Annotated in this window: 17 protein-coding genes; 14 read left to right on the top strand and 3 right to left on the bottom strand. The window is 67.9% G+C overall.

Going from position 1 to position 20,382, the window contains the following annotated elements; all coding sequences use genetic code 11:
* Positions 1-160: 160 nt before the first annotated feature.
* From AIIKEEIJ_RS01650 to AIIKEEIJ_RS01590, 13 genes are all read left to right on the top strand, one after another.
* Entirely contained in the window at positions 161-1,816 is a 1,656-nt protein-coding gene (locus AIIKEEIJ_RS01650; protein WP_202916434.1) for an ABC transporter substrate-binding protein, read from the top strand.
* A gap of 2 nt (positions 1,817-1,818) precedes the next feature.
* Positions 1,819-2,763 carry an ABC transporter permease subunit gene (locus AIIKEEIJ_RS01645; RefSeq protein ID WP_161994795.1) on the top strand — a complete coding sequence of 315 codons (945 nt, stop codon included), beginning with the start codon at positions 1,819-1,821 and terminating at the stop codon, positions 2,761-2,763.
* 15 nt (positions 2,764-2,778) lie between these two features.
* Positions 2,779-3,666: an ABC transporter permease gene (locus AIIKEEIJ_RS32815; RefSeq protein WP_338020892.1), complete on the top strand. Its 888-nt coding sequence runs from the start codon at positions 2,779-2,781 to the stop codon at positions 3,664-3,666.
* A 2-nt stretch (positions 3,667-3,668) separates the two neighbouring features.
* Entirely contained in the window at positions 3,669-5,372 is a 1,704-nt protein-coding gene (locus tag AIIKEEIJ_RS01635; RefSeq protein ID WP_161994794.1) for a dipeptide ABC transporter ATP-binding protein, read from the top strand.
* Between the two features lie 46 nt (positions 5,373-5,418).
* Complete coding sequence (locus tag AIIKEEIJ_RS01630) at positions 5,419-6,435, top strand: aldo/keto reductase (protein WP_161994793.1); 1,017 nt, start codon at positions 5,419-5,421, stop codon at positions 6,433-6,435.
* Between the two features lie 34 nt (positions 6,436-6,469).
* Positions 6,470-7,678, top strand: a complete 1,209-nt coding sequence (locus tag AIIKEEIJ_RS01625; RefSeq protein WP_161994792.1) for an acyl-CoA dehydrogenase family protein — start codon at positions 6,470-6,472, stop codon at positions 7,676-7,678.
* 286 nt (positions 7,679-7,964) lie between these two features.
* Complete coding sequence (locus tag AIIKEEIJ_RS01620; protein WP_161994791.1) at positions 7,965-8,870, top strand: LysR substrate-binding domain-containing protein; 906 nt, start codon at positions 7,965-7,967, stop codon at positions 8,868-8,870.
* A 185-nt stretch (positions 8,871-9,055) separates the two neighbouring features.
* Positions 9,056-10,417: an NtaA/DmoA family FMN-dependent monooxygenase gene (locus AIIKEEIJ_RS01615; RefSeq protein ID WP_161994790.1), complete on the top strand. Its 1,362-nt coding sequence runs from the start codon at positions 9,056-9,058 to the stop codon at positions 10,415-10,417.
* Positions 10,418-10,431: 14 nt separating this feature from the next.
* Positions 10,432-11,643: an acyl-CoA dehydrogenase family protein gene (locus tag AIIKEEIJ_RS01610; RefSeq protein WP_161994789.1), complete on the top strand. Its 1,212-nt coding sequence runs from the start codon at positions 10,432-10,434 to the stop codon at positions 11,641-11,643.
* The gene (locus AIIKEEIJ_RS01605) at positions 11,640-12,986 is read left to right on the top strand and encodes an NtaA/DmoA family FMN-dependent monooxygenase (protein ID WP_161994788.1); all 1,347 of its coding nucleotides are present in this window, start codon (positions 11,640-11,642) and stop codon (positions 12,984-12,986) included. Before AIIKEEIJ_RS01610 ends, AIIKEEIJ_RS01605 begins: the two co-directional genes overlap by 4 nt.
* On the top strand, positions 12,983-14,317 hold the full coding sequence (locus tag AIIKEEIJ_RS01600) for an NtaA/DmoA family FMN-dependent monooxygenase (protein WP_161994787.1): 1,335 nt from the start codon (positions 12,983-12,985) through the stop codon (positions 14,315-14,317). Before AIIKEEIJ_RS01605 ends, AIIKEEIJ_RS01600 begins: the two co-directional genes overlap by 4 nt.
* Before the next feature lie 6 nt (positions 14,318-14,323).
* Complete coding sequence (locus AIIKEEIJ_RS01595; RefSeq protein ID WP_161994786.1) at positions 14,324-15,364, top strand: aldo/keto reductase; 1,041 nt, start codon at positions 14,324-14,326, stop codon at positions 15,362-15,364.
* A gap of 1 nt (position 15,365) precedes the next feature.
* Positions 15,366-16,400, top strand: a complete 1,035-nt coding sequence (locus AIIKEEIJ_RS01590; RefSeq protein ID WP_202916433.1) for an aldo/keto reductase — start codon at positions 15,366-15,368, stop codon at positions 16,398-16,400.
* Positions 16,401-16,517: 117 nt separating this feature from the next.
* Here the strand turns inward: AIIKEEIJ_RS01590 and AIIKEEIJ_RS01585 are convergent, their stop codons facing one another.
* The 3 genes from AIIKEEIJ_RS01585 to AIIKEEIJ_RS01575 form a co-directional block, all read right to left on the bottom strand.
* The gene (locus AIIKEEIJ_RS01585; protein ID WP_161994785.1) at positions 16,518-17,594 is read right to left on the bottom strand and encodes an LLM class flavin-dependent oxidoreductase; all 1,077 of its coding nucleotides are present in this window, start codon (positions 17,592-17,594) and stop codon (positions 16,518-16,520) included.
* A gap of 268 nt (positions 17,595-17,862) precedes the next feature.
* Positions 17,863-18,198, bottom strand: a complete 336-nt coding sequence (locus AIIKEEIJ_RS01580) for a 4Fe-4S binding protein (protein WP_161994784.1) — start codon at positions 18,196-18,198, stop codon at positions 17,863-17,865.
* The gene (locus AIIKEEIJ_RS01575; protein ID WP_161994783.1) at positions 18,195-19,784 is read right to left on the bottom strand and encodes an FAD-dependent oxidoreductase; all 1,590 of its coding nucleotides are present in this window, start codon (positions 19,782-19,784) and stop codon (positions 18,195-18,197) included. The genes AIIKEEIJ_RS01580 and AIIKEEIJ_RS01575 overlap by 4 nt, the downstream gene beginning before the upstream one ends.
* A gap of 260 nt (positions 19,785-20,044) precedes the next feature.
* On the opposite strand from AIIKEEIJ_RS01575, the gene AIIKEEIJ_RS01570 reads away from it, so the two are divergent.
* The coding region (locus tag AIIKEEIJ_RS01570; protein WP_274386277.1) for a rhodanese-like domain-containing protein at positions 20,045-20,382 on the top strand (338 nt) is incomplete at its 3' end.

The raw sequence follows: 20,382 nt of genomic DNA, 5'->3' as shown, positions 1-20,382 counted from the left end.
CACCGGTGTTGTCGCTGACCGCCTGCATCCGACCCCCGTTTCTCCCGACCTTGCCGTGCCGTACACCGGCCGCGTTCGGAGGTCCTCCCCGACCCGGATGCTGCCCGCGCCGGGCAGCAGGAACAACGCTTCCCTTTTGAGAACAAGGAGTTACAGCTCGATGAGTCGACGATTCCGGGTCCGCGCCGCGGCTGTGATCGTGATCGCCGCGGCGACCGCGATCTTGGCAGGATGCGCCGCCTCGCCACAGGTCACCTCGACGACCGACGACGGCGGGACGCCCGTCTCCGGCGGGACCCTGCGCTTCGCGGTGCTCGACGCACCGGCCAATCTCGATCCGCACTCGGGGAGCTCGTACCCGGAGTCGTTGATCACCAGCAACATCTCCGACAAGCTCGTCTACCAGAACCCGGAGACCGGTGCACTCGAGCCGTGGCTCGCCGTGTCCTGGGACGTCAACGACTCCGTCACCGAATTCGTGTTCCATCTCCGCGACGACGTCACTTTCATTGACGGCACCGCGTTCGATGCCACGTCCGTGAAGGAGAACTTCGATCTGCTCGGGTTCGGCAACAAGGAACTCGGCATCGTTCCGGTCACCGCGTACTGGGTGGGGTACACCGGGACCGAGGTGATCGACCCCTACACCGCAAAGGTGACGTTCGACAAGCCCAATGCCGGTTTCCTCCAGGCACTGTCGCACTACTTCTCCGGAATCGTCGGGCACTCGACCCTGCAGCTGACCAGGGAACAGCGCGCACTGCCGGAGAACATCGTCACCACCGGCCCGTTCTACGTCTCCGATCACGTCTATCAGGAGAAAACCGTGCTGACCAAGCGGGAGGGCTACAACTGGGCACCGGCGTCGCGCGGACACAACGGGGACGCGTATCTCGACGGGGTCGAGATACGCGTGATCCCGGAGGCGAGTGTGCGCAGCGGAGCCTTGCGCGCCGGGGAAGTCGACGCGATCCTCGACGTCAACATCGCCGACGAAGCACCCTTGACGGCCGAGGGATACCGCATCGTCCCCCAGTTGATCCCGGGCCGCGACATCGCGTTCGACTTCAAGACCGACGTGTTCCCGACCACCGATCGCGCCGTCCGCGAAGCGGTGTCGTTGGGGTGGAGCCGAGATGCGATCCGCAAGACGGTGCTCACGGACAGCTACAAGCTGTCGTCCTCGATCATCTCGGAGCGAGTACCGGGCTACTTCGACTTCGGCGACCGCCTGGTCGAGGATCAGGAGCGGGCGAAGAAGGTTCTCGACAACGCGGGCTGGAAGGTCGGCGCCGACGGCATCCGTGTCGATCCGCAAGGTCGGCGACTGTCGCTGAACCTGCTGGGCATCGACAACCTGGTCGTCAACAAGCCCGCCTTCGAGCAGATCCAGCAGGACCTGCGCAAGATCGGGATCGAGCTCCAGCTCGAGGTGCTGCCCATTCCGGACTACACCGCAGCATCCAAGCAGACGGGCAAGTGGAACATCCAGGTGTTCAACACCAGCCGTGGTGACGTGGCCGTCCTCGAGCAGACCTACTCGCCGCTCTACACCAACAGTTCCAAGATCCAGCAGAACGATTTGGCCTATCAAAAGGCCGTCGACACCTTCCGTGCAGTCAACGAGACACTGGACCCGGGCAGGCGGGCGGCGGCCGCGAAGGCGGCGCAGGAGTTCGTCCTGTTCGACCAGGTATTGTCGGTGCCGGTCTACAACCCCACGCAGGTCACCGCAGCGGCGCCGCACGTGCACAACGTGCGCTACGAAGCACAGTCCCGCAACGTGTTCTACGACACCTGGATCGAACAGGGCTGATCATGACGCGGTACGTTCTGTCCAAGCTCGGTCAGTCGATCTTCGTGATCTGGGCCGCCTACACGATCACGTTCGTCCTCCTGTACGTCCTGCCGTACGACACAGTTGATCTCATGTTCGACCCCAACGAGGCCGAACTGGTCTCGGCGGAGGACCGGGCGGAGGCGCGGGAGTACTACGGACTCGACCAGCCGGTGATCATGCAATACGCGACCCGTCTGTTCGACGCGGTTCAGGGCGACTTCGGAACGTCGACGCGTACCGGGCGGGATGTGTGGTCGATGATTTTCGAAACGTTGCCGCAGACCGCGATCCTGGCGGCCGCCGCGCTGACGATTGCGGTGGTGCTCGCATTCGCGATCGCATTCGCCGCCAGTTCCGTCCGCAAGCAATGGCTCGCCAATGCCGTCACCGCTCTGCCCGCTGCCGGAGTGTCCGTTCCCGTCTTTCTCGTCGGGCTCGCTATCCTGCAGGTGTTCTCGTTCCAGCTGCGTTGGTTCCCACCGATCGGCAACGACGGGGCCGCCTCGCTCGTGCTGCCGGCGGTGACCCTGGCGATCCCCGTGTCCGCGCCGATCGCGCAACTGCTCATCGAGAACATCCGATCTGGGCTGCACGCGCCCTACGTCACGGTGTCGGTAGCCAAGGGCGCCACCCGGTCGTGGGTCCTCGTCCGCGAGGTGCTCAAGAACGCGAGCCTGCCCGCACTCACCATCGCCGGACTGACCTTCGGAAACCTGTTGGCGGGGGCCGTAATCGTCGAGACGGTCTTCTCCCGGTCGGGGCTGGGCCGGCTCACCGAGACGGCGGTGAGCACTCAGGACGTCATGCTGGTCCAGGCCGTGGTCGTGTTCGCGGCGCTGGTGTTCGTCGTCGTCAACTTCCTTGTCGACATCGTGTACCCGATCCTCGATCCGCGGCTTCGGTCGCGGGTACTGGCGAGCTGACCCGGAGGAAATGCCGTGACCACACTCGAGATCGCTCCGCCGGCGACGGTGTCTGCGCCGGAGCGCAACCACGACGAGCGTCGGCGCCCGGCGACGGTTCGTCGCGTCGCGACCGCTGTGGTGCGTGCCCCGGGACTGGTCGCGGCGTGGCTGGTCGTCGTCACCGCGATCCTGTGGGCGCTCGCCCCCACCTGGTTCACCGCGAAGAGCCCGTTCGACGGCGACCCGGACGCCAGTTTCGCGCCGCCGAGTCTCGCCCACCCGTTCGGTACCGACCGGCTGGGACGGGACCTGTTGGCGCGCTTGATTCACGGAACGTCCGCGACGCTGTCGGCGACGCTGCTGGCCGTGCTGGTCGGATTCGTCGTGGGCTCGGCCGTCGGACTGCTCAGCGGCTTCGTCCGCGGCCGTACCGACAGCGTCGTCATGCGATTCGTCGACGTGCTGCTGGCGGTCCCCGGCTTGCTGCTCGCCATGACCGTGGTCACCGCCCTGGGGTACGGAACCATGAACATTGCTTTGGCGGTGGGCATTTCGGCTATCGCAGCGTTCGCTCGGGTAATGCGCTCGGAAGTCCTCAAGGTCGTCCAGAGCGACTACGTGGAGGCCGCGTACGGATCGGGGGCGGGATTCGGGCGCGTGATGCTGCGGCACGTCCTTCCCAACTCCGCGTCCGCGGTGCTGTCGCTGGCCGCCCTCGAATGCGGCGCGGCGATCCTCGCCGTCGCCGCACTCGGCTTTCTCGGGTATGGTGCCCCGCCGCCGCAACCCGAGTGGGGCCTGGCCGTGTCCGAGGGCCGCGACTATCTCGCGACGTACCCGTGGATCTCCATCCTTCCGGGCATTGTCATTGCGCTGGTCGTGCTGTCCACCAATCGCATTAGCAAGTCGCTGGGGAAGTGATCATGAGCACCGACATCACCGGGCCGGGCCCGGCAATCGTTTCCGGCGCGGGCCCCCTGCTCGCCGTCGACGACCTGCGTGTGAGCTACGGTGGCACGCTCGGCCGCCGCAAGGACGCCGTGCGCGGCGTGTCGTTGTCCGTCTACCCGGGGGAGTTCGTGACGATCGTCGGCGAATCCGGGTCGGGAAAGAGCACCACGATCCATGCGGCACTGAAGCTGCTGCCGCGGTCGGCCCGGATCGACTCCGGTACCGTCCGTCTCGGTGGCGAGGACACCACCCGGTGGAGCGACCGGCGCCTGTCCAGGCTCCGCGGTCCGTTCGTCGGCTTCGTCCCGCAGGATCCGGGTACCTCGCTCAACCCCGTCAAGCGGGTGGGCGTCCAGGTTCTCGAGGCGATCCGGTTGCACCGCCGGGCACCAACGGACGTCGCGCGAAGCCTCGCCGTCGAGAAACTACAACTGGCGGGCCTCGCGGACGCCGAGCGCGTTTACGAGCGCTACCCGCACGAGCTGTCGGGCGGCATGAAGCAGCGGGTACTCATCGCGATCGCTCTCGCCAGCGACCCGAAGCTCCTCGTGGCGGACGAGCCGACTTCCGCGCTCGACGTGACGGTGCAGAAGACGATTCTCGACCACCTCACCGCTCTGCGGAACGATCTGGGGCTCGGCATCCTGCTCGTGACCCACGATCTTGGGGTTGCGTCCGATCGCGCCGACCGGCTGATCGTCATGCAGAACGGACGGGTGGTCGAACAGGGCGTCACGCGCCGCGTCATCGACCGGCCTGCCGTGGACTACACCCGAGCACTCGTGGCGGCCGCACCGTCGTCGCACAGTCGGCGCCTCCGACACTCGCCGCACGTGGAGGCTGTGGCGGCGGCGCATCCCGCTGCGGCGGTCGGCGAGCCGATCCTGCGCCTCGAACACGTCACCAAGCGGTACGCCGTGCGCGTCGCCGGCGCGAAACCGACCGAGTTCACCGCGGTCGACGATGCATGCCTCGACGTGGTCGCCGGTCGCACCCACGCCGTAGTCGGCGAGTCCGGTGCCGGGAAGTCGACGTTGGCGCGCATCGCGCTGGGACTGACCGAGCCCGACGCCGGCAACGTACGCCTCGAGGGTGAATCGATCGGACATCTGCCCGGGCGGAAACTGCGCCCGGTTCGCCGCCGGATCCAGTTCGTCTACCAGAACCCGTACTCCTCGCTGAACCCGAGATTCACTGTCGAACAGATCGTCGCCGAGCCGCTGGCGGCGTTCGGCCTCGAGGAGGATCGGCGCCGCCGCCGCGCACGCGTGCTCGAATTGCTCGACGCGGTCGCCCTGGAATCCGCTCACCTACACCGCAAGGCCGCCGAACTGTCCGGCGGCCAACGCCAGCGCATCGCGATCGCCCGGGCACTGGCCGCCGATCCCCGCATCCTCGTGCTCGACGAAGCCGTCTCCGCGCTGGACGTGTCCGTACAGGCCCAAATCCTGCAACTGCTCGTCGACCTGCAGGCCGAGTTCGGCCTCACCTACCTGTTCATCACCCACGACCTGGGAGTGGTGCGCCTGATCGCCGACGACGTCACCGTCATGAGCCGCGGCCGAATCGTCGAGACCGGGCGGGTACCGGACATTTTCGCGGACCCGCAGGCCCCCTACACGCGGACGCTGTTGTCGGCGGTGCCCGGAAGGTACCTCGCCGAGACCTCGGTCTGAGACGGCGTCCAAAACTACCGATACAACGAACGGAAAGAAAAAGACCATGACCTACGTGGCACACGAAGACCGCTACGACGCCGCCCGGTTCCGGCGGTCAGGCCGCAGCGGACTGCAGCTGTCGGAATTCTCGTTCGGACTGTGGCAGAAGTTCGGTGACAAGACACCGTACGACACCCAGCGCGAAATCCTGCTGCGCGCCTTCGACCTCGGCATCATCTCGTTCGACCTCGCCAACCGGTACGGCCCCCCGTTCCGTGCCGCCGAGAAGAACTTCGGCCGGCTGCTGCGTGAGGATCTCGGGCGCCACCGGGAGGAGATCGTCATCTCCACCAAGGCCGGCAACCCCATCGGCCCCGGCCCGTACCTGTCCGGCGGATCGCGGAAGAACCTGCTGTCCTCGCTCGATCTGAGTCTGCGCGATCTCGGTGTCGACTACGTCGACATCTTCTACTCGCACAGCCCCGACCTGGACACCCCGTTGGAGGAAACGGTCGATGCCCTCGCGACGGCGGTGCGCCTCGGCAAGGCCCTGTACGTCGGTATCTCCAACTACAGCGGCGCACGCGCCCGGGAAGCGGCGAAGCTGCTGCACGAGGCCGGTGTGCCGCTGGCGATCCACCAGGCCCGCTACTCGATCTTCGACCGCCGGGCCGAGCACGAGGACCTGTTCGAGGTGGAGGCCGAGTACGGCAGCGGCTTCATCGCGTATTCGCCTCTGGCACAGGGCCTGCTCACCGATAAGTACCTCGACGGGGCGATCCCGGAGGATTCGCGGGCCGCCGACAGTGCCTTCCTGTCCCCGGACGACATCTCCGACGTCTACCGGCAGCGCGCGGCCGCACTCGACGACCTGGCGAACAAGCGCGGCCAGTCTCTGGCGCAACTCGCCCTGCAATGGGTGCTGCGACGTCCCGAGGTGACCAGCGCCCTGGTCGGTGCAAGTTCGACGTGGCAGCTCGAGCACAACCTCGAGGCGCTGTCCGGTCCAGAGCTGACGGCCGACGAGTTCGCCGTCATCGATGAGTTCGGGGTGCACGGCACCGGCCTGAGGCAGCGCTGAGCGCCGCAACTACGAACCTGACCCGGAGGCACACATGACTGCAGCACCGCTCGTCGAGCGTTCACTCGACACCGATCTTCCCGAGTTCCGGCGGATATTCGACCGCATCGCCGCGGGCGCGGCACAGCGCGAACGGGACCGGTTCCTGCCCTACGCCGAGGTCGACGAGTTGTTCGCCGCGGGTTTCGGCGCCCTGCGCGTCCCCACCGAGTTCGGCGGCTACGGGGTGAGCCTGACGACCCTGTTCGATCTACTTGCGGAATTGGGACAGGCGGATTCCAACATCCCGCAGATTCTCCGCGGCCACTTCACCACTGTCGAGATCCTACGCAACACCGTCGACGGCGATGCGCGCGCCCACTGGCTCGGCCGGATCGGCCGGGGCGCGGCGTTCGGAAACGCACAGTCCGAGACGAAGGGTAAGGCTGTATCGGACATTTCGACGATCGTCACGGACGTCGACGGACGGCTCGTCGTAACCGGGGAGAAGTACTACAGCACGGGAACGCTGTACGCCGACTACGTGCGGGTCGCCGTCGTCGACGCGGCCGGCAGGCGGCGCTTTGTGATCGTCGACGCCACCGGCCCGGGCGTCGAGCGGGTCGACGACTGGGACGGCTTCGGACAGCGGCTCACGGCCAGCGGCACCACCCGATTCGATGCGGCGCCGGTCGCGGAACTCGGCGAGTTCGAAGCCAGACCGGGATTCCTGGGTCAGCAGCCGACATTCGTGCAACTCGTGCATCTGGCCACCCTCGCCGGCATCGCACGAAACCTGCGTGACGACGCCATCGACTTGGTGCGCAGCCGGACCCGCACGAGCCTGCACGCACCGTCCGAACGACCCACGGAGGACTACTCGGTCCTCGGGGCCGTCGGCCGGATCGCCACCAACGTGCTCGTCGTCGACAACCTGGTGCGGACCGTGGCCGCCGACCTCGACGCCGCGAACGAACGATTCGCCGCCGGTGGGGACGCCGAGGACGTGTACCCGGAGGTGTTCGTCCGCACCTCCGCCGCGCAGATCGCGATCATCGACGCAGTCCTCGATTCGGCGAACCGGATCTTCGATGCCGGCGGGTCCTCCGCGGTGCGCGAGCACCACAACTTCGACCGGCACTGGCGCAACGCTCGCACCCTCGCGTCGCATAATCCGGTCGTCTACAAGCCCACCGTCATCGGCGACTTCCTGGTCAACGGCACCGCGCCGAAGACGTTCGCCACCGCCTACACCGAGAAGTGACGAGGTCTCATCGCCGGAGCACACCCCGACGAGTGCGCCTGCGGGGACTGCGCGTGGGATTCCGCACCGGAGCCGGCACGGTTCCGGTCGCGGCGGGTGCCGATCTCACCGTGGGCCGAGCCGAAGTGCTCGCCCTCGCCGGCGAGGCGTGATCCGGAATGACGACGCTCGGGTAGGCCGTGCTCTCGCCTCGGTGGTTCAGGATCGCGGTGAGCGCAACCCTGTCCGCCGGACCGCGGATCCGTCACGATGGACGGACACGAGTCGCAAGTGACGGAGGATGCGAATGTACGACGTTCGGAGACTCGTCCTGCTGCGGGATCTGGCGGAACACCGCACGATGACTGCTGTGTCGGAACTGCACGGAATCACCACGTCGGCGGTGTCGCAGCAGATGAGGATCCTCGAGGAGGAGGTCGGGGCCGTCCTCACCCGGCGGGAGGGACGTGGCCTTCGCCTTACGCTCGCCGGTCGCGTCCTCGTCGACCACACGGCCCGGATCATCGCCGCACTCGAAGAGGCGGAGAGCGCGGTCGAGGCCACCGGCGAGTCCGTGACCGGAGTCCTCACCCTCGGGCATTTCCGAACTGCTCTGTCCCGTCTTGCGATTCCCGTCGCACAGCGGCTGCGGCGGGAGCATCCCGAACTCAGGGTGCGGCTCGTCGAGGCCATACCGGTCGACGTGGTGCCGGCGATCCGTCGGATGGAGGTGGATCTGGCCGTGACCTACACGTACTCGTTCAGCAGTCGCGATCTCCCTACCGGCTTGGCGACCGAATTCCTGTTCGACGATCCGTTGGTGCTGCTGGCGCCGCCGGATCTTCGCGATCGGACCCAGCAGCAGGGCCTGCGGGCGATCACCGACGCGGATTGGATCGCCGCCCACGACGGAGCGCCGTCCATCGCGTCGGTGATGTTCGCCTGCAGACAAGCCGGATTCACGCCCAGGATCGAGCACCGCAGCGGCAGCTTCACGGCGATGGCCGAACTGGTCGATCGCGGGCTCGGCGTTTCGGTCGTACCCGAGATTTCGGTCGACGACAGACATCGGCACCTCGTCGCCGGCCCCATCCCCGGAGCGGTCCGTCGGCTCGGAGTCACGTACCGGCAGGCCTCCATCGAACGTCCGGCTGTGGCGGCCGCGGTGCGTGCACTGCGCCAGGAGGCGGCGCCGCTGCGACTGGTGTCCTGACTCCACTTCAGAGAATCTGAACGTTTCTCTTAGCAGCCCTTGCTTGTTCAGTACGGCAACCGCGTCGATACTGGAACCGGGATATTGTTCGTCGCCCGTCGCCCGTCGCCCGTCGCCCGTCGCCCGTCGCACGATCTCCGCAGCCGACCCGGGCCCGGCTCCTGCCGCCGCTGTGAAGGATACTCATGACCACCCTGCCGGCTTCCGGCGTGACCACCGAACACCTGCATCTGAACATCTCCCTGCTCACCCCCGGGCACTTCCGAGGGGCCTGGCGCACCGTGGGCAACAACCCGACTGATTTCGTCGACCCGGAACATTTCCGCCGACTGATCCGCATCGCCGAACGTGGTTCCCTCACAGCAGTATTCGTCGGAGACAGCCCCGCGCTGTCCGGCGAGATCGGCAACGCCCCCGGTCTGGGGCTCGATCCCGTGGTGATGCTTGCGCACGCCGCGGCCGGCACCTCGGGGATCGGGGTCATCGCCACCGGATCTTCGACGTACAACGATCCGTACAACCTGGCACGCCGGTATCTGTCTCTCGACCACCTCACCGGTGGTCGAGCGGGCTGGAATGTGGTGACCACCCAGCTCGATTCCGCGGCAGCGAACTTCGGCTATGCGGAGGTGCCCGACAAGGCCGATCGCTACCGCCGCGCAGACGAGTTCGTCGAGGTGGTGACCAAGTTGTGGGACGGGTGGCAGCCGGGTGCGCTGATCGGCGACCGTTCGACGGGCCGCTTCGCCGACCCGGAGTTGATCCGCGGCGCCGAACATCACGGCGAGTACTTCTCCGTCGCGGGCGCGCTGCCCCTGCCGCGATCCCCTCAAGGCCGCCCGCTGATCGTGCAGGCCGGCGCATCGGAGGGTGGACTGGCGCTGGCGGGTCGGTACGCCGACGTGGTGTTCACCGCCGCGCAGACCGTCGAGGTCGCGCACGCGCTGCGTACCGACCTGCGCCGCCGGGCGGGGGCCGCAGGCCGTGCGCCCGACTCGTTGCGGACCTCGACCGGCCTGATCACCGTCGTCGGCGACACCGAGGAGCAGGCTCGTCAACGTGAACGCGAATTGCGCGAGACGATCCCGCTGGGCACCGCGCTGCCACAGTTGGCCGGGCAACTCGGCCTGGATCCGGCGACGCTGACCCTCGACACCGTCGTCACTGCCGGGGATCTGCCGGCTCCTGCCGCCGGTGCCCCCCGCTCGGAGGGATTTCTCACCAGCATCCGGGCGCTCCTCTCCGACGTCCCGCTGACCGCTCGGGAACTCATCCACCGCTTCGCCGGTGGCGCCGGACACCGGCTCGTGGTCGGGACCGCGGAGCAGATCGCCGACACGATCGAAGCGTGGTTCCGGGCCGGCGCCACCGATGGATTCACCGTGATGCCCGGCGACGTCGGGACCGGACTCGAGGCCTTCGTCGATCAGGTAGTGCCGGAGCTGGTGCGGCGCGGTCTCTTCCGTGGGGAGTACGCGCACACCACCCTGCGCGGCAACCTCGGACTCGAGTACACACGCGCATCTACGGTCGGCCTGGCCGGCTGACGGACAAGGAACCGATGATGACAGTGGACCTACCCGCCGCACCGGAACGTGCCGGTGCTCTGCATGGCCTCGACGAGGGCGCGTTCGCCGCCGTGCTGGCGCGGATCACCGAGCGTGCCGAACACCACGACCATACCGGGGAATTCCCGTACGCGTCGTTTGCCGAGCTGCATGCGCTCGGCGCGCAGGCGCTCACCGTCCCGTCCGAGTACGGCGGGCAGGGAGCCGGCGTCGCCGAGGCCGTCGAGGTGATCGAGCGAGTCGGCGCCGCCGACCCGTCGGTCGGGCTCATCCTGCAGTGGAACTACACCAATCATCTGCAACTTCGCCGCCCCGACAGCCCGTGGCCGCAGGGACTGCGGGATCTGGTGTTCCGGACCGCCGTGACCGACGGCGCCCTCATCAACGGCCTCGCCGTCGAGAAGGAGCTCGGCAGCCAGTCGCGCGGTGGCATTCCGGCCACCACCGCCACCCGCCTGCCGGACGGGCATTGGCGAATCGACGGCGAAAAGGCATACGCGACGGGCATATCCGGCCTGAGGTGGTTCACTGTGACGGCCAGCACCACCGAGCCCGACCCCAAGGTCGTCACGTTCCTGCTCGACCGTGACACGCCGGGTTGGGAGGTGCTGCCGACCTGGGACCACCTGGGTCTGCGCGCATCCGACACGCAGTCCGTGCGGTTCGACGGCGCTAGGGTCCCCGATGACCGGATCGTCGATCTGCGCGACCCGAACGACGGCACCGCGAAGGTGCGTGCAGTAGGCCGTCAGGCCCTGCCGTTGCTCCTCGCCGCGAACTACAACGGCGTGTCGACCGCCGCGCGGGACTGGCTCGTGCGGTACCTGCACCACCGGGTACCCACCGCGCTCGGTGCATCGCTCGCAACGGTTCCGCGGTTCCACGACAGCGTCGGGGAGATCGAAGCGCAACTGCAGACGAGCCGTGCTCTGCTCCGGCAAGCGGTGCGCGCCGTCGAATCCGGCGACGACCACAGCCCGTTGCCGGGCCTGGCCAAGCACGTCGCGACCACCACCGCGATCCGCATCACCGAGTCTGCATTGGACCTGACGGGCAATCCCGGCCTCTCGCGCAGCAATCCGCTCGAACGGCACCACCGCAACGCGATGGTGGGCCGCGTCCACTTTCCCCAGAGCGACTTCCTGATCACCAACCTCGGCCGCAGCGCGCTCGCGGCCGGCGCACCGGAGGAGTCCGCGTCGTGACACCGCGCCCCGTACATCTGAACGTCAACATTCTCAACAAGGGCGTCTTCGGCGGCTCCTGGCGGTTCCCCGGCACCGACCCGCTCGACAGCTTCCGCCTCGAACACTACGTGAACATCGCCCGCCGCGCCGAAGACGCGAAGCTCGACGCGGTCTTCCTAGCCGACGGTCCGGGCATCCGCGAGGACCTGCGGTACCGGCCCTTCAACAGCCTCGAGCCGTCGGTGGTGCTCGCCGCGGTCGCCGCGGCCACGAGCCGAATCGGGCTGATCGGCACCCTGTCGTCGAGCTACAACGACCCGTACGACGTCGCACGAAGGTTTGCGACGCTCGATCAACTGAGCGGTGGTCGCTCCGGCTGGAACGTCGTCACCACCGCGGGGACGGAGGCCGCGCGCAACTTCGGCCTCGACCACGAGCCGGCGCATGCGCACCGTTACGAGCGCGCCGGCGAGTTCGTCGAGGTCGTGCGCGCACTGTGGCGCAGCTGGGAAGCTGACGCGCTCGTCGGTGACAAGGAGAACCGGCGCTTCGCGGATCGTGAGCGGATCCACCGGGTGGACCACCACGGCCGCCACTTCGACGTCGCAGGCCCGCTCAACGTGCCGCGCTCACCGCAGGGGGAACCCGTGATCGTGCAGGCCGGGGCCTCCAAGGACGGCCGCGCCCTCGCCGCCGCGGTCGGCGAGGTGATCTTCACCGCTGCGCAGACCCTGGACGAGGCCCGCGAGTACTACCAGGACGTGAAGACCCGGGCCGCCGGTTGCGGCCGCAGTCCCGAGCAGGTCGTGATCCTTCCGGGCCTGTCGACGGTAGTCGGCAGCACGGAGGAGGAGGCGCGTCGCCGGCGGGAACTGCTCGACGAACTGGTGCCGCCACAGTACGCACTGTCCCGGCTCGCGGGTCAGCTCGGCGTCGACGAGGACGCTCTCGAGCTCGAAGGGCCGCTGCCGTGGCATCTGCTCGCCGATCCCGATGAGGCCGGTGGGTCGCAGACCTTCTACCGCATCGCGCTCGGGTTGGCCCGGCGTGAGAAGCTCACCGTGCGGCAATTGCTGCGGCGGCTCGGGGGTGGTGCCGGCCACCGGATTCTCACCGGAACGCCGGAGCAGATCGCCGACGCGATCGTGGACTGGGTGGACCGCGGTGTCGCCGACGGTTTCAATCTGATGCCGGACGTGCTGCCCGACGGCTTCGACGACTTCGCCGACCATGTGGTGCCGATCCTGCAGCAGCGCGGTCGGTTTCGCACTGAGTACGAGGGAACGACGCTGCGGGAACACCTCGGGCTGGCAGCTCCGTCCTACGTGCGCCCCGGTGCGGAAGCGGTGGTGGCCCGATGAGCCGGTCCCTGCATTTCCTCGTCAACATCGGCAGCGCGGGCTACCACCCCGCCGCGTGGCAGGACCCTGCGCTCGAGCCGGACGCGTTCGTCCGGCTCGACCACTACGTGCGTGCCGCGCGGATCGCCGAGCGCGCTCACCTCGACGGCCTGCTGTTCCCGGACATCCCCGTGCAGCAGCCGTCTATCGCGTCGGCGCCGGCGGCGACGCTCGATCCGGTGCTGCTGACCAGCGCGCTCGCGGTGTCCACCGAGCGTGTCGGCCTGATTCCCACGGCCACCACGACACTGAACCGGCCGTACAACCTCGCGCGACGGATCCTGTCCCTCGACCACATCAGCGACGGCCGGGCCGGATGGAACGTCGTCACCACCTTCGAACCGGGCGCCGCACGGAACTTCGGCATCACCGAGCTGCCGGACCGGGACGAGCGGTACCGGCGGGCCGACGAGTACGTGCGGCTCGTCCAGCGGCTGTGGGACTCCTGGGAGGACGGTGCGCTCATCGCCGACCAGGTCGGAGGCCGGTTCGCCGACCCGGGCCGCGTGCACGCCGTCGAGCACCGCGGGCAGTTCTACTCCGTCGCCGGCCCACTGAACGTGCCGCGGTCGCCGCAGGGGCGACCTGTGCTCGTGCAGGCGGGGGCGTCGACGCAGGGGCGGGCGTTCGCGGCGGCTCACGCCGAGGTCGTCTACACCACGCACTTCGGCCTCGACGGCGCCGTGGCGTTCGCCGACGACGTGCGGGGGGCCGCGGTACTGCGCGGCCGGGCGGGCACGGACGTCCGGATCCTGCCCGGCCTGGTCCCAGTGGTCGGCGCCACCGCGATACAGGCCCGGGACCGATTCGACGAACTGCAGAACCGTCTCGACGGGGACAGCGCCCCGGTGCGGCAACTCGCGGCGTGGCTCGGCTATCCCGATGCCGACCTCGATCCGGATGCGCCGCTCCCGGCGACACTGTTCGAACTGCCCGAGAACCGGATCGGGCCGGAGGGCTTCTTCCGGTCCCTGACCCGCTACGCGGCCGAGACGGGGCACACGGTCCGGCACCTGCTCACGGAGTTTCTCGGCGGACACCGGGTCGTCGCCGACACGCCGGACAGGATAGCCGATCACATCGAGCGCTGGTGGCGGACCGGCGCGGTCGACGGATTCACGATCATCCCCGCCGTGCTCCCGGCGCACCTCGAGGACTTCGTCGATCAGGTCGTGCCGATCCTGCAGCAGCGCGGTCTGTTCCGTGCCGCATACGAGTCCGCGACGCTGCGCGGGCACCTCGGCCTGTCCGTGCCCGCGAACTCCTTCGCCACCAACACCGTCGGAAGGTAGGACACCATGACGTACCGCATCCTCGGGCGCACCGGAGTGAAGGTCTCTCCGTTGGCATTGGGAGCGATGAACTTCGGGGTCTGGGCCAACAAGGATCACGACGACGCCGCCCGGATCATCCACAGAGCACTGGACGCCGGGATCAACGTCGTCGATACCGCCGATGTGTATTCGCAGGGCGAGAACGAGGATATCGTCGGCAAGGCGTTGAAGGGTCGCCGCGAGGATGTGTTCCTCGCGACCAAGTTCCACGGACAGATCGGAGTCGACCCCAACCACCGGGGGAACTCCCGCTACTGGATCTTCAAAGCCGTCGAGGACAGTCTGCGCCGGTTGCAGACCGATCACCTCGACCTTTATCAGGCGCATCGACCGGATCCGGACACCGACGTCGAGGAAACCCTCGGAGCTCTGAACGATCTCGTCCGCCAAGGGAAGATTCGCTACTTCGGTACCACCACCCACGAACCGCATCAACTCGTCGAGCTGCAGTGGGCGGCCGAGCAGGCGAATCTGCAGGCACCCGTGACGGAACAGCCCCCGTACTCGATCCTCGCCCGGGCCGCGGAACGCTCGACACTGCCGACGGCGCAGAAGTACGGCCTGGGCGTGCTGACCTGGAGCCCGCTCGCCGGCGGGTGGCTGTCCGGCCGGTACCGTCCCGGCGAGAGCGAGAGCGCGACGCCCAGCCGGCTCGCCCGGCAGCCGCACCGCCACGACACGGAACTCGCCGCCAACGTCCGCAAGCGCGCGATTGCCGAGGAGCTGTACAAGCTCGCCCAGGACACCGGGTTGTCTCTCGTGCACCTGTCCCTGGCATTCGTGCTGCAGCATCCCGCGGTCAGCTCCGTGATCATCGGGCCGCGCACTCTCGCTCACCTCGAGGGCCAGCTCGGTGCGGTCGATGTCGAGCTCGACAGCGCGATCCTCGACAGGATCGACGAGATCGTCGCACCGGGAGTGACGATCAGCCCCGCCGACGAGGGATATCTGCCCCCCTCACTGACCGATGCTGCGACCCGGCGCCGCTCGATCCGGGAGGCTTGAGATGTCCCTGTCCGATCTGCGTGTGTTCGGTCGTACCGGGGTCCGCGTCAGCCCGCTGACGTTGGGCACGATGAACTTCGGTGCGCGGGGCGGAACGTCGTACGACGAGTCCGCCCGCATCCTGCACCGCGCCCTGGACGCCGGGATCACCGTCGTGGACACCGCCGACGCCTACTCCCGCGGCGAGTCGGAGGAGATCGTCGGCAAGGCCCTCGACAGGCGCCGCGATTCCGTGTTTCTCGCGACCAAGTTCCACGGCGCGGTCGACGACAACCCGCACCATCGCGGAAACTCGCGCCGGTGGATCGTACGGGCCGTCGAGGACAGCCTGCGCCGGCTGCGCACCGACCACATCGACCTGTACCAGGTGCACCGACCGGAATCGATCACCGGTATCGACGAAACAGTGGGAGCACTGGACGATCTCGTGCACTCGGGGAAGATCCGCTACTACGGCACATCCGTGTTCTCGCCGACGGAACTGGTCGAGGCGCAGTGGGCTGCGGCGCGGCGCCAGCTCGTCGGCTCGGTGAGCGAGCAGGTGCCGTATTCGTTGCTCATTCGTGGCATCGAGCGCGAGACGCTGCCCATCGCCCGCAGATACGGGCTGGGCGTGCTCACCTACGGTCCGCTCGCCGCCGGATGGCTCACAGGCAGGTACCGCATCGGGGCGCCGCAGCCCGAGTCGGCGCGAGCCGACCTGATCCCGGGCCGATTCGATGTCGACTCTCCGGACAACGCCGACAAGCTCGCCGCCGCAGACGCGCTCGCGCGGCTCGCCGACGACCTGGGGTTGTCCCTGGTCCAGCTGGCCGTGGCGTTCGTGCTCAGCCACCGCGACGTGTCCTCCGCCATCGTGGGTCCGCGCACGCTCGACCACCTGGAGGCATATCTTGCTGCGGGTGAGGTGACACTGAGCGACGAGACCCTGGACCGGATCGACGAGATCGTGCCGCCGGGACAGGTCTTCCGCGAACGGGACACCGGAAAGATCCCCGAGGCGCTCGCCGACCCGTCGTTACGGAGATCGGCATAACCGATCGGCATGGCGGTACACCTGCTCGAACCCGAGGGGAAGAAGCGGAAGAATGAACGGGGCGCCCGGTCCGTGTGAGCCCGGGCGCCCCGTTCGTGTGCTCGGAGAACTCGATGCTCAGGCGGAGAGGGGCTCACGCAGCAGATCCAACAAACGGTCACCGATCCGGATGATCTCCTGTTTGTACGGAGTATCCGAGAGCACGAAGTGGGTGATGCCCAGGTCCCGGTACTTGCGCAGAGCGTCGGCCACCTCCTCGGGCGAGCCCACGAGCCACGTCGTACCGGCGCCACCGCCCCCGACCCGGCCGGGCGCAGTGTAGAGGCACGAGTCCAGCACGTCGCCACGATCGGCGAGCGCGAACAGGCGTTGCTGGCCCACCGCGCCCTGTCGGTGGTCGTCCTGCCGGACGACACCGGCATTCTCGGCCATCCGCGCCACCTTCTCCTCCGCCGCACGCCACGCCTCCTCGCTCGTGTGGCGAACCACGGTGGTGATCCGCAAACCGAACTCCAATGGCGCGTGTTCACGGCCGAGGGCGTCGCCCAGGGACCGGAGGCGGTCGATCCGCTCGGCGATGTCGTCGAGCGGTTCACCCCAGAAGAGCTGCACGTCGGCCTCGGTCGCCGCGACCTTCTCGGCAGCCGCGGACGCGCCGCCGAAGTACAGACGTGGGTGCCGCCCGGTCTCGGACCGGAAGGGTCTGGGCGTCAGGGTCGACCCGTGCACCCGGAAGTACTCCCCCTCGTAGGTGACGTTCTCCTCAGTCCACAGACGGCGGGTGATCTGCAGGAACTCCTTCGTCCGGGCATAGCGCTGGTCCTGGTCACCCTCGACGTCGCCGTAGGCGGCGAGGTCGTCCCGGCCGCTGACGATGTTGATCAGCAGACGTCCCCCACTGAGGTTGTCGAGTGTGGCTGCCGCGCTGGCGAAGTGCGCGGGCTGCCAGTATCCCGGCCGGATCGCAGTGAGTGGCTTGAACGTGGTCGTGCGCGCCGCGAGCGCCGTCGCCACGGTGAACGTGTCGGGGCGGCCCCAGCCGGTCCCCACCAAAGCCCCTGCCCAGCCGTGCTGTTCGGTGGTGAGCGCGAGGTCGGTGGAGTAGTCCAGGCTGCCCCAGCCATCGACGGTGTCGTCCCCTCGGTGTCCGGGTTCCACCGTATTGGGGATGTACCAGAGAAACTCGAGGCTCATGTGTTGAATTCCGTTCGCAGCAGTGGACGTGCTCGATCATGTGCGCGTCCGGGTCGGTCGGGGATCGTCCCCACCGTGGTCGCCCGGCCGCACGTCGACCGGCGAATCACACCTGCCCGGTCGGCCGAGTCAATGGTGGGGACGTTGGGGCAGCGGTCGCACGAGGCGTGGCTGCCTTCCACACGATGACCGGATCCAGGCCGGCACGCCAGCGTTGCGATCCGGCTGATTCATACCCCCGGCCGTGGCCGGTCCGTACTACAGCCTGTCAACGTAACCGGGGGGGCAGTTCGCCGTGCGGTACCGGCGGCCCGACTGCGATGCGGGCACCGGGAACACGGCCGCGCCCCCAACCGATGTCGTCGCGGTATCGTCCGATCTCCGCTTCGGGAATGCGCTGATCGGGTTGCAACGGTCCGGACTGCGGATGGACGAACAGAGCATCGACCGGACAGTAGGCTTCGCACATGAAACACGTCTGGCACTGCGACCGGCGTGCGATCACGGGGATGCCCGAGTGGTCACGCTCGAAGACGTCGGTCGGGCACACGTCGATGCACTTGTCGCACGCGATGCACTCGTCGGCGAGCACGAGTTCGATCACGACGCGGCCGCAGTCTTCTCGCCGACGCGGGCACCGGTCGCAGTCCAAACCTCGTCGAGGCCGCCGCTCAGGACGTGATGATGCTGAGCCGGATCCACGGACGGGAAGTCGGCGCGCCTGCTCATGCCCCGCGATTCCGTCCGGGCCAGCGCCGAGTGATATGCCCACCGGCCTACCGCCATGATCGCTGCGGCCTCCCGTGCCCGGATGCGATCCCGACCCGTTCCGGCGAGTCCGCGGCTCGCCTCCTCCCACAGGTGCTCGAGTTCCCGAAGAGCCGGCCGCAGAAGCGATCCGGTACGGAGATAGTTGATCTCGTACGGCAGGAGCTGTGCCTGTGCTTCCACGGTCAGGGCGGTGGCGGTCAGCGCCACTCGACCGGTCGGTCGGATACCGATCCGACCCCCGCCGGAGACAGGACCCCCGCTGCCGACAGTACGCGCGTGGCGCCCTGCCGCGGCCCCGGCCCACGTGCCCGACGACATCGCCCAGGCTGCATTGTGGCTCCCGCCGCCGGTGAACCCGCCACAGATTCGTTCCCGGGTCGCCGCATCACCGGCCGCGTACAGCCCGGGCACCGTCGTTGCGCACGTGTAGTCCACGACGTCGAGGCCGCCGGTTCCGCGCACCGTGCCTTCGGCGAGGAGCGTCACCTCGAAGCGATCGGTGAAGGGATTGATGCCGCGTCGGTCGAACTGGAGGAAGAAGTTCGGCTGGCCCACCCGCATGGCCCGCTGCGTCGCCTCGTCTGCACGGTCAAGTTGGGCGAAAACCGGTTCGTGCAGGAGCGTTCGAGCGATGACCGATCTGCCGGCCGCCGAAGCGGCACCGTCGAGAACGCGTCCATCGGCGTGGAAGAACGTGGCGTATCCGTAGTACGCCGTCTTGGTGACGGTCGAGTCCACCGCGGTGATCCCGTATGCGTTGGAGAACTCCATGCCGGACAGCCGCGCTCCCACCTCGGCTGCCATGAGCGCACCGTCGCCGGTGTTCACGTTGGTGCCCAACGCGCCGGACAGGAATGCGCACCCTCCAGTGGCAATCACGACCGCCCCCGACCGGACCCGGTAGTCGCGCTCGTCGTGCCGGCCGTATCCGCTCGCACCGCGCACGCGTCCGTCCCGGTCGACGAGGAGCTCGAGTGCCGGACTGTGGTCCAGGATCCGAACCCCCATGCGCGCGATCCACGCACGCATGCGGCGCATGTATTCCGGACCTTGCACTCCGGTGCGAATCTGTTCGCCCGTAGTCGGATCCACGGGGAAAGGGTAGCGTCCGTCGTAGGCGAGCAGATGCATGTTCTCCCACGTCTGATCCAGAACACGATCCATCCAGCCGTGATCCGCCAGATACCCGCCGAGCGCCTCCCGGCTGCTCTTCGCCGCGGTTCGCGCTCCCGGATCGGGCGGGACGTACCAGACCCCCGTGCCGGAAGGTGCGGTCGCTCCGCTCGTTCCGCAGTAGCCTTTGTCCACCAACACCACGGTGGCGCCGGTGCGCCGGGCGGCCAGGGCCGCCCAGGTGCCGGCGGGTCCTCCACCGATCACCAGTACGTCAGCAGTCAGATCGAGCGGTTCGTTGTTCATGATCCTCCCTGCCGCAGCAGACATTCGGACGGCCAGTGTGTGCCGTGACGTACGCGTGCGGCAACGGTTGAAATCAGCACGGCGAAAACTCGTGCTGTTCCTCGATTCTTCGTGCTTCATCCGGACTAGAGCATCCGGTACCGATGTTGTCCCGGCTCTCCGGACGAGTATTGGACTCGTCCTGCACGTAATGCTGGCGAGGTGATGGTGCCGGATAGACGATGAGAGTTCCGAGATTGTCGACACCGAAAGGAAACTCCATGGCTCGCTCCGACGTCCTGGTCTCAGCAGACTGGGCAGAGCAGAACCTTCACGCACCGAAGACCGTGTTCATCGAGGTCGACGAGGACACCGCAGCCTACGACGGCGGGCACATCGAGGGCGCGATCAAGCTCGACTGGCGTAAGGACCTGCAGGACGGCGTCCGTCGCGACTTCCTGAACCGGGAGCAGTTCTCCGCCCTGTTGTCCGCGAAGGGCGTCGCCGACGACGACACCGTCGTGCTCTACGGCGGCAACAACAACTGGTTCGCCGCCTACGCGTACTGGTACTTCAAGTTCTACGGGCACCGGGACGTCAAGCTCATCGACGGTGGCCG

This window comes from Rhodococcus sp. YH1 (genome assembly GCF_009939605.1).
GTDB lineage: Bacteria > Actinomycetota > Actinomycetes > Mycobacteriales > Mycobacteriaceae > Rhodococcus > Rhodococcus aetherivorans.
This window is presented reverse-complemented; position numbering and strand designations above follow the sequence as displayed.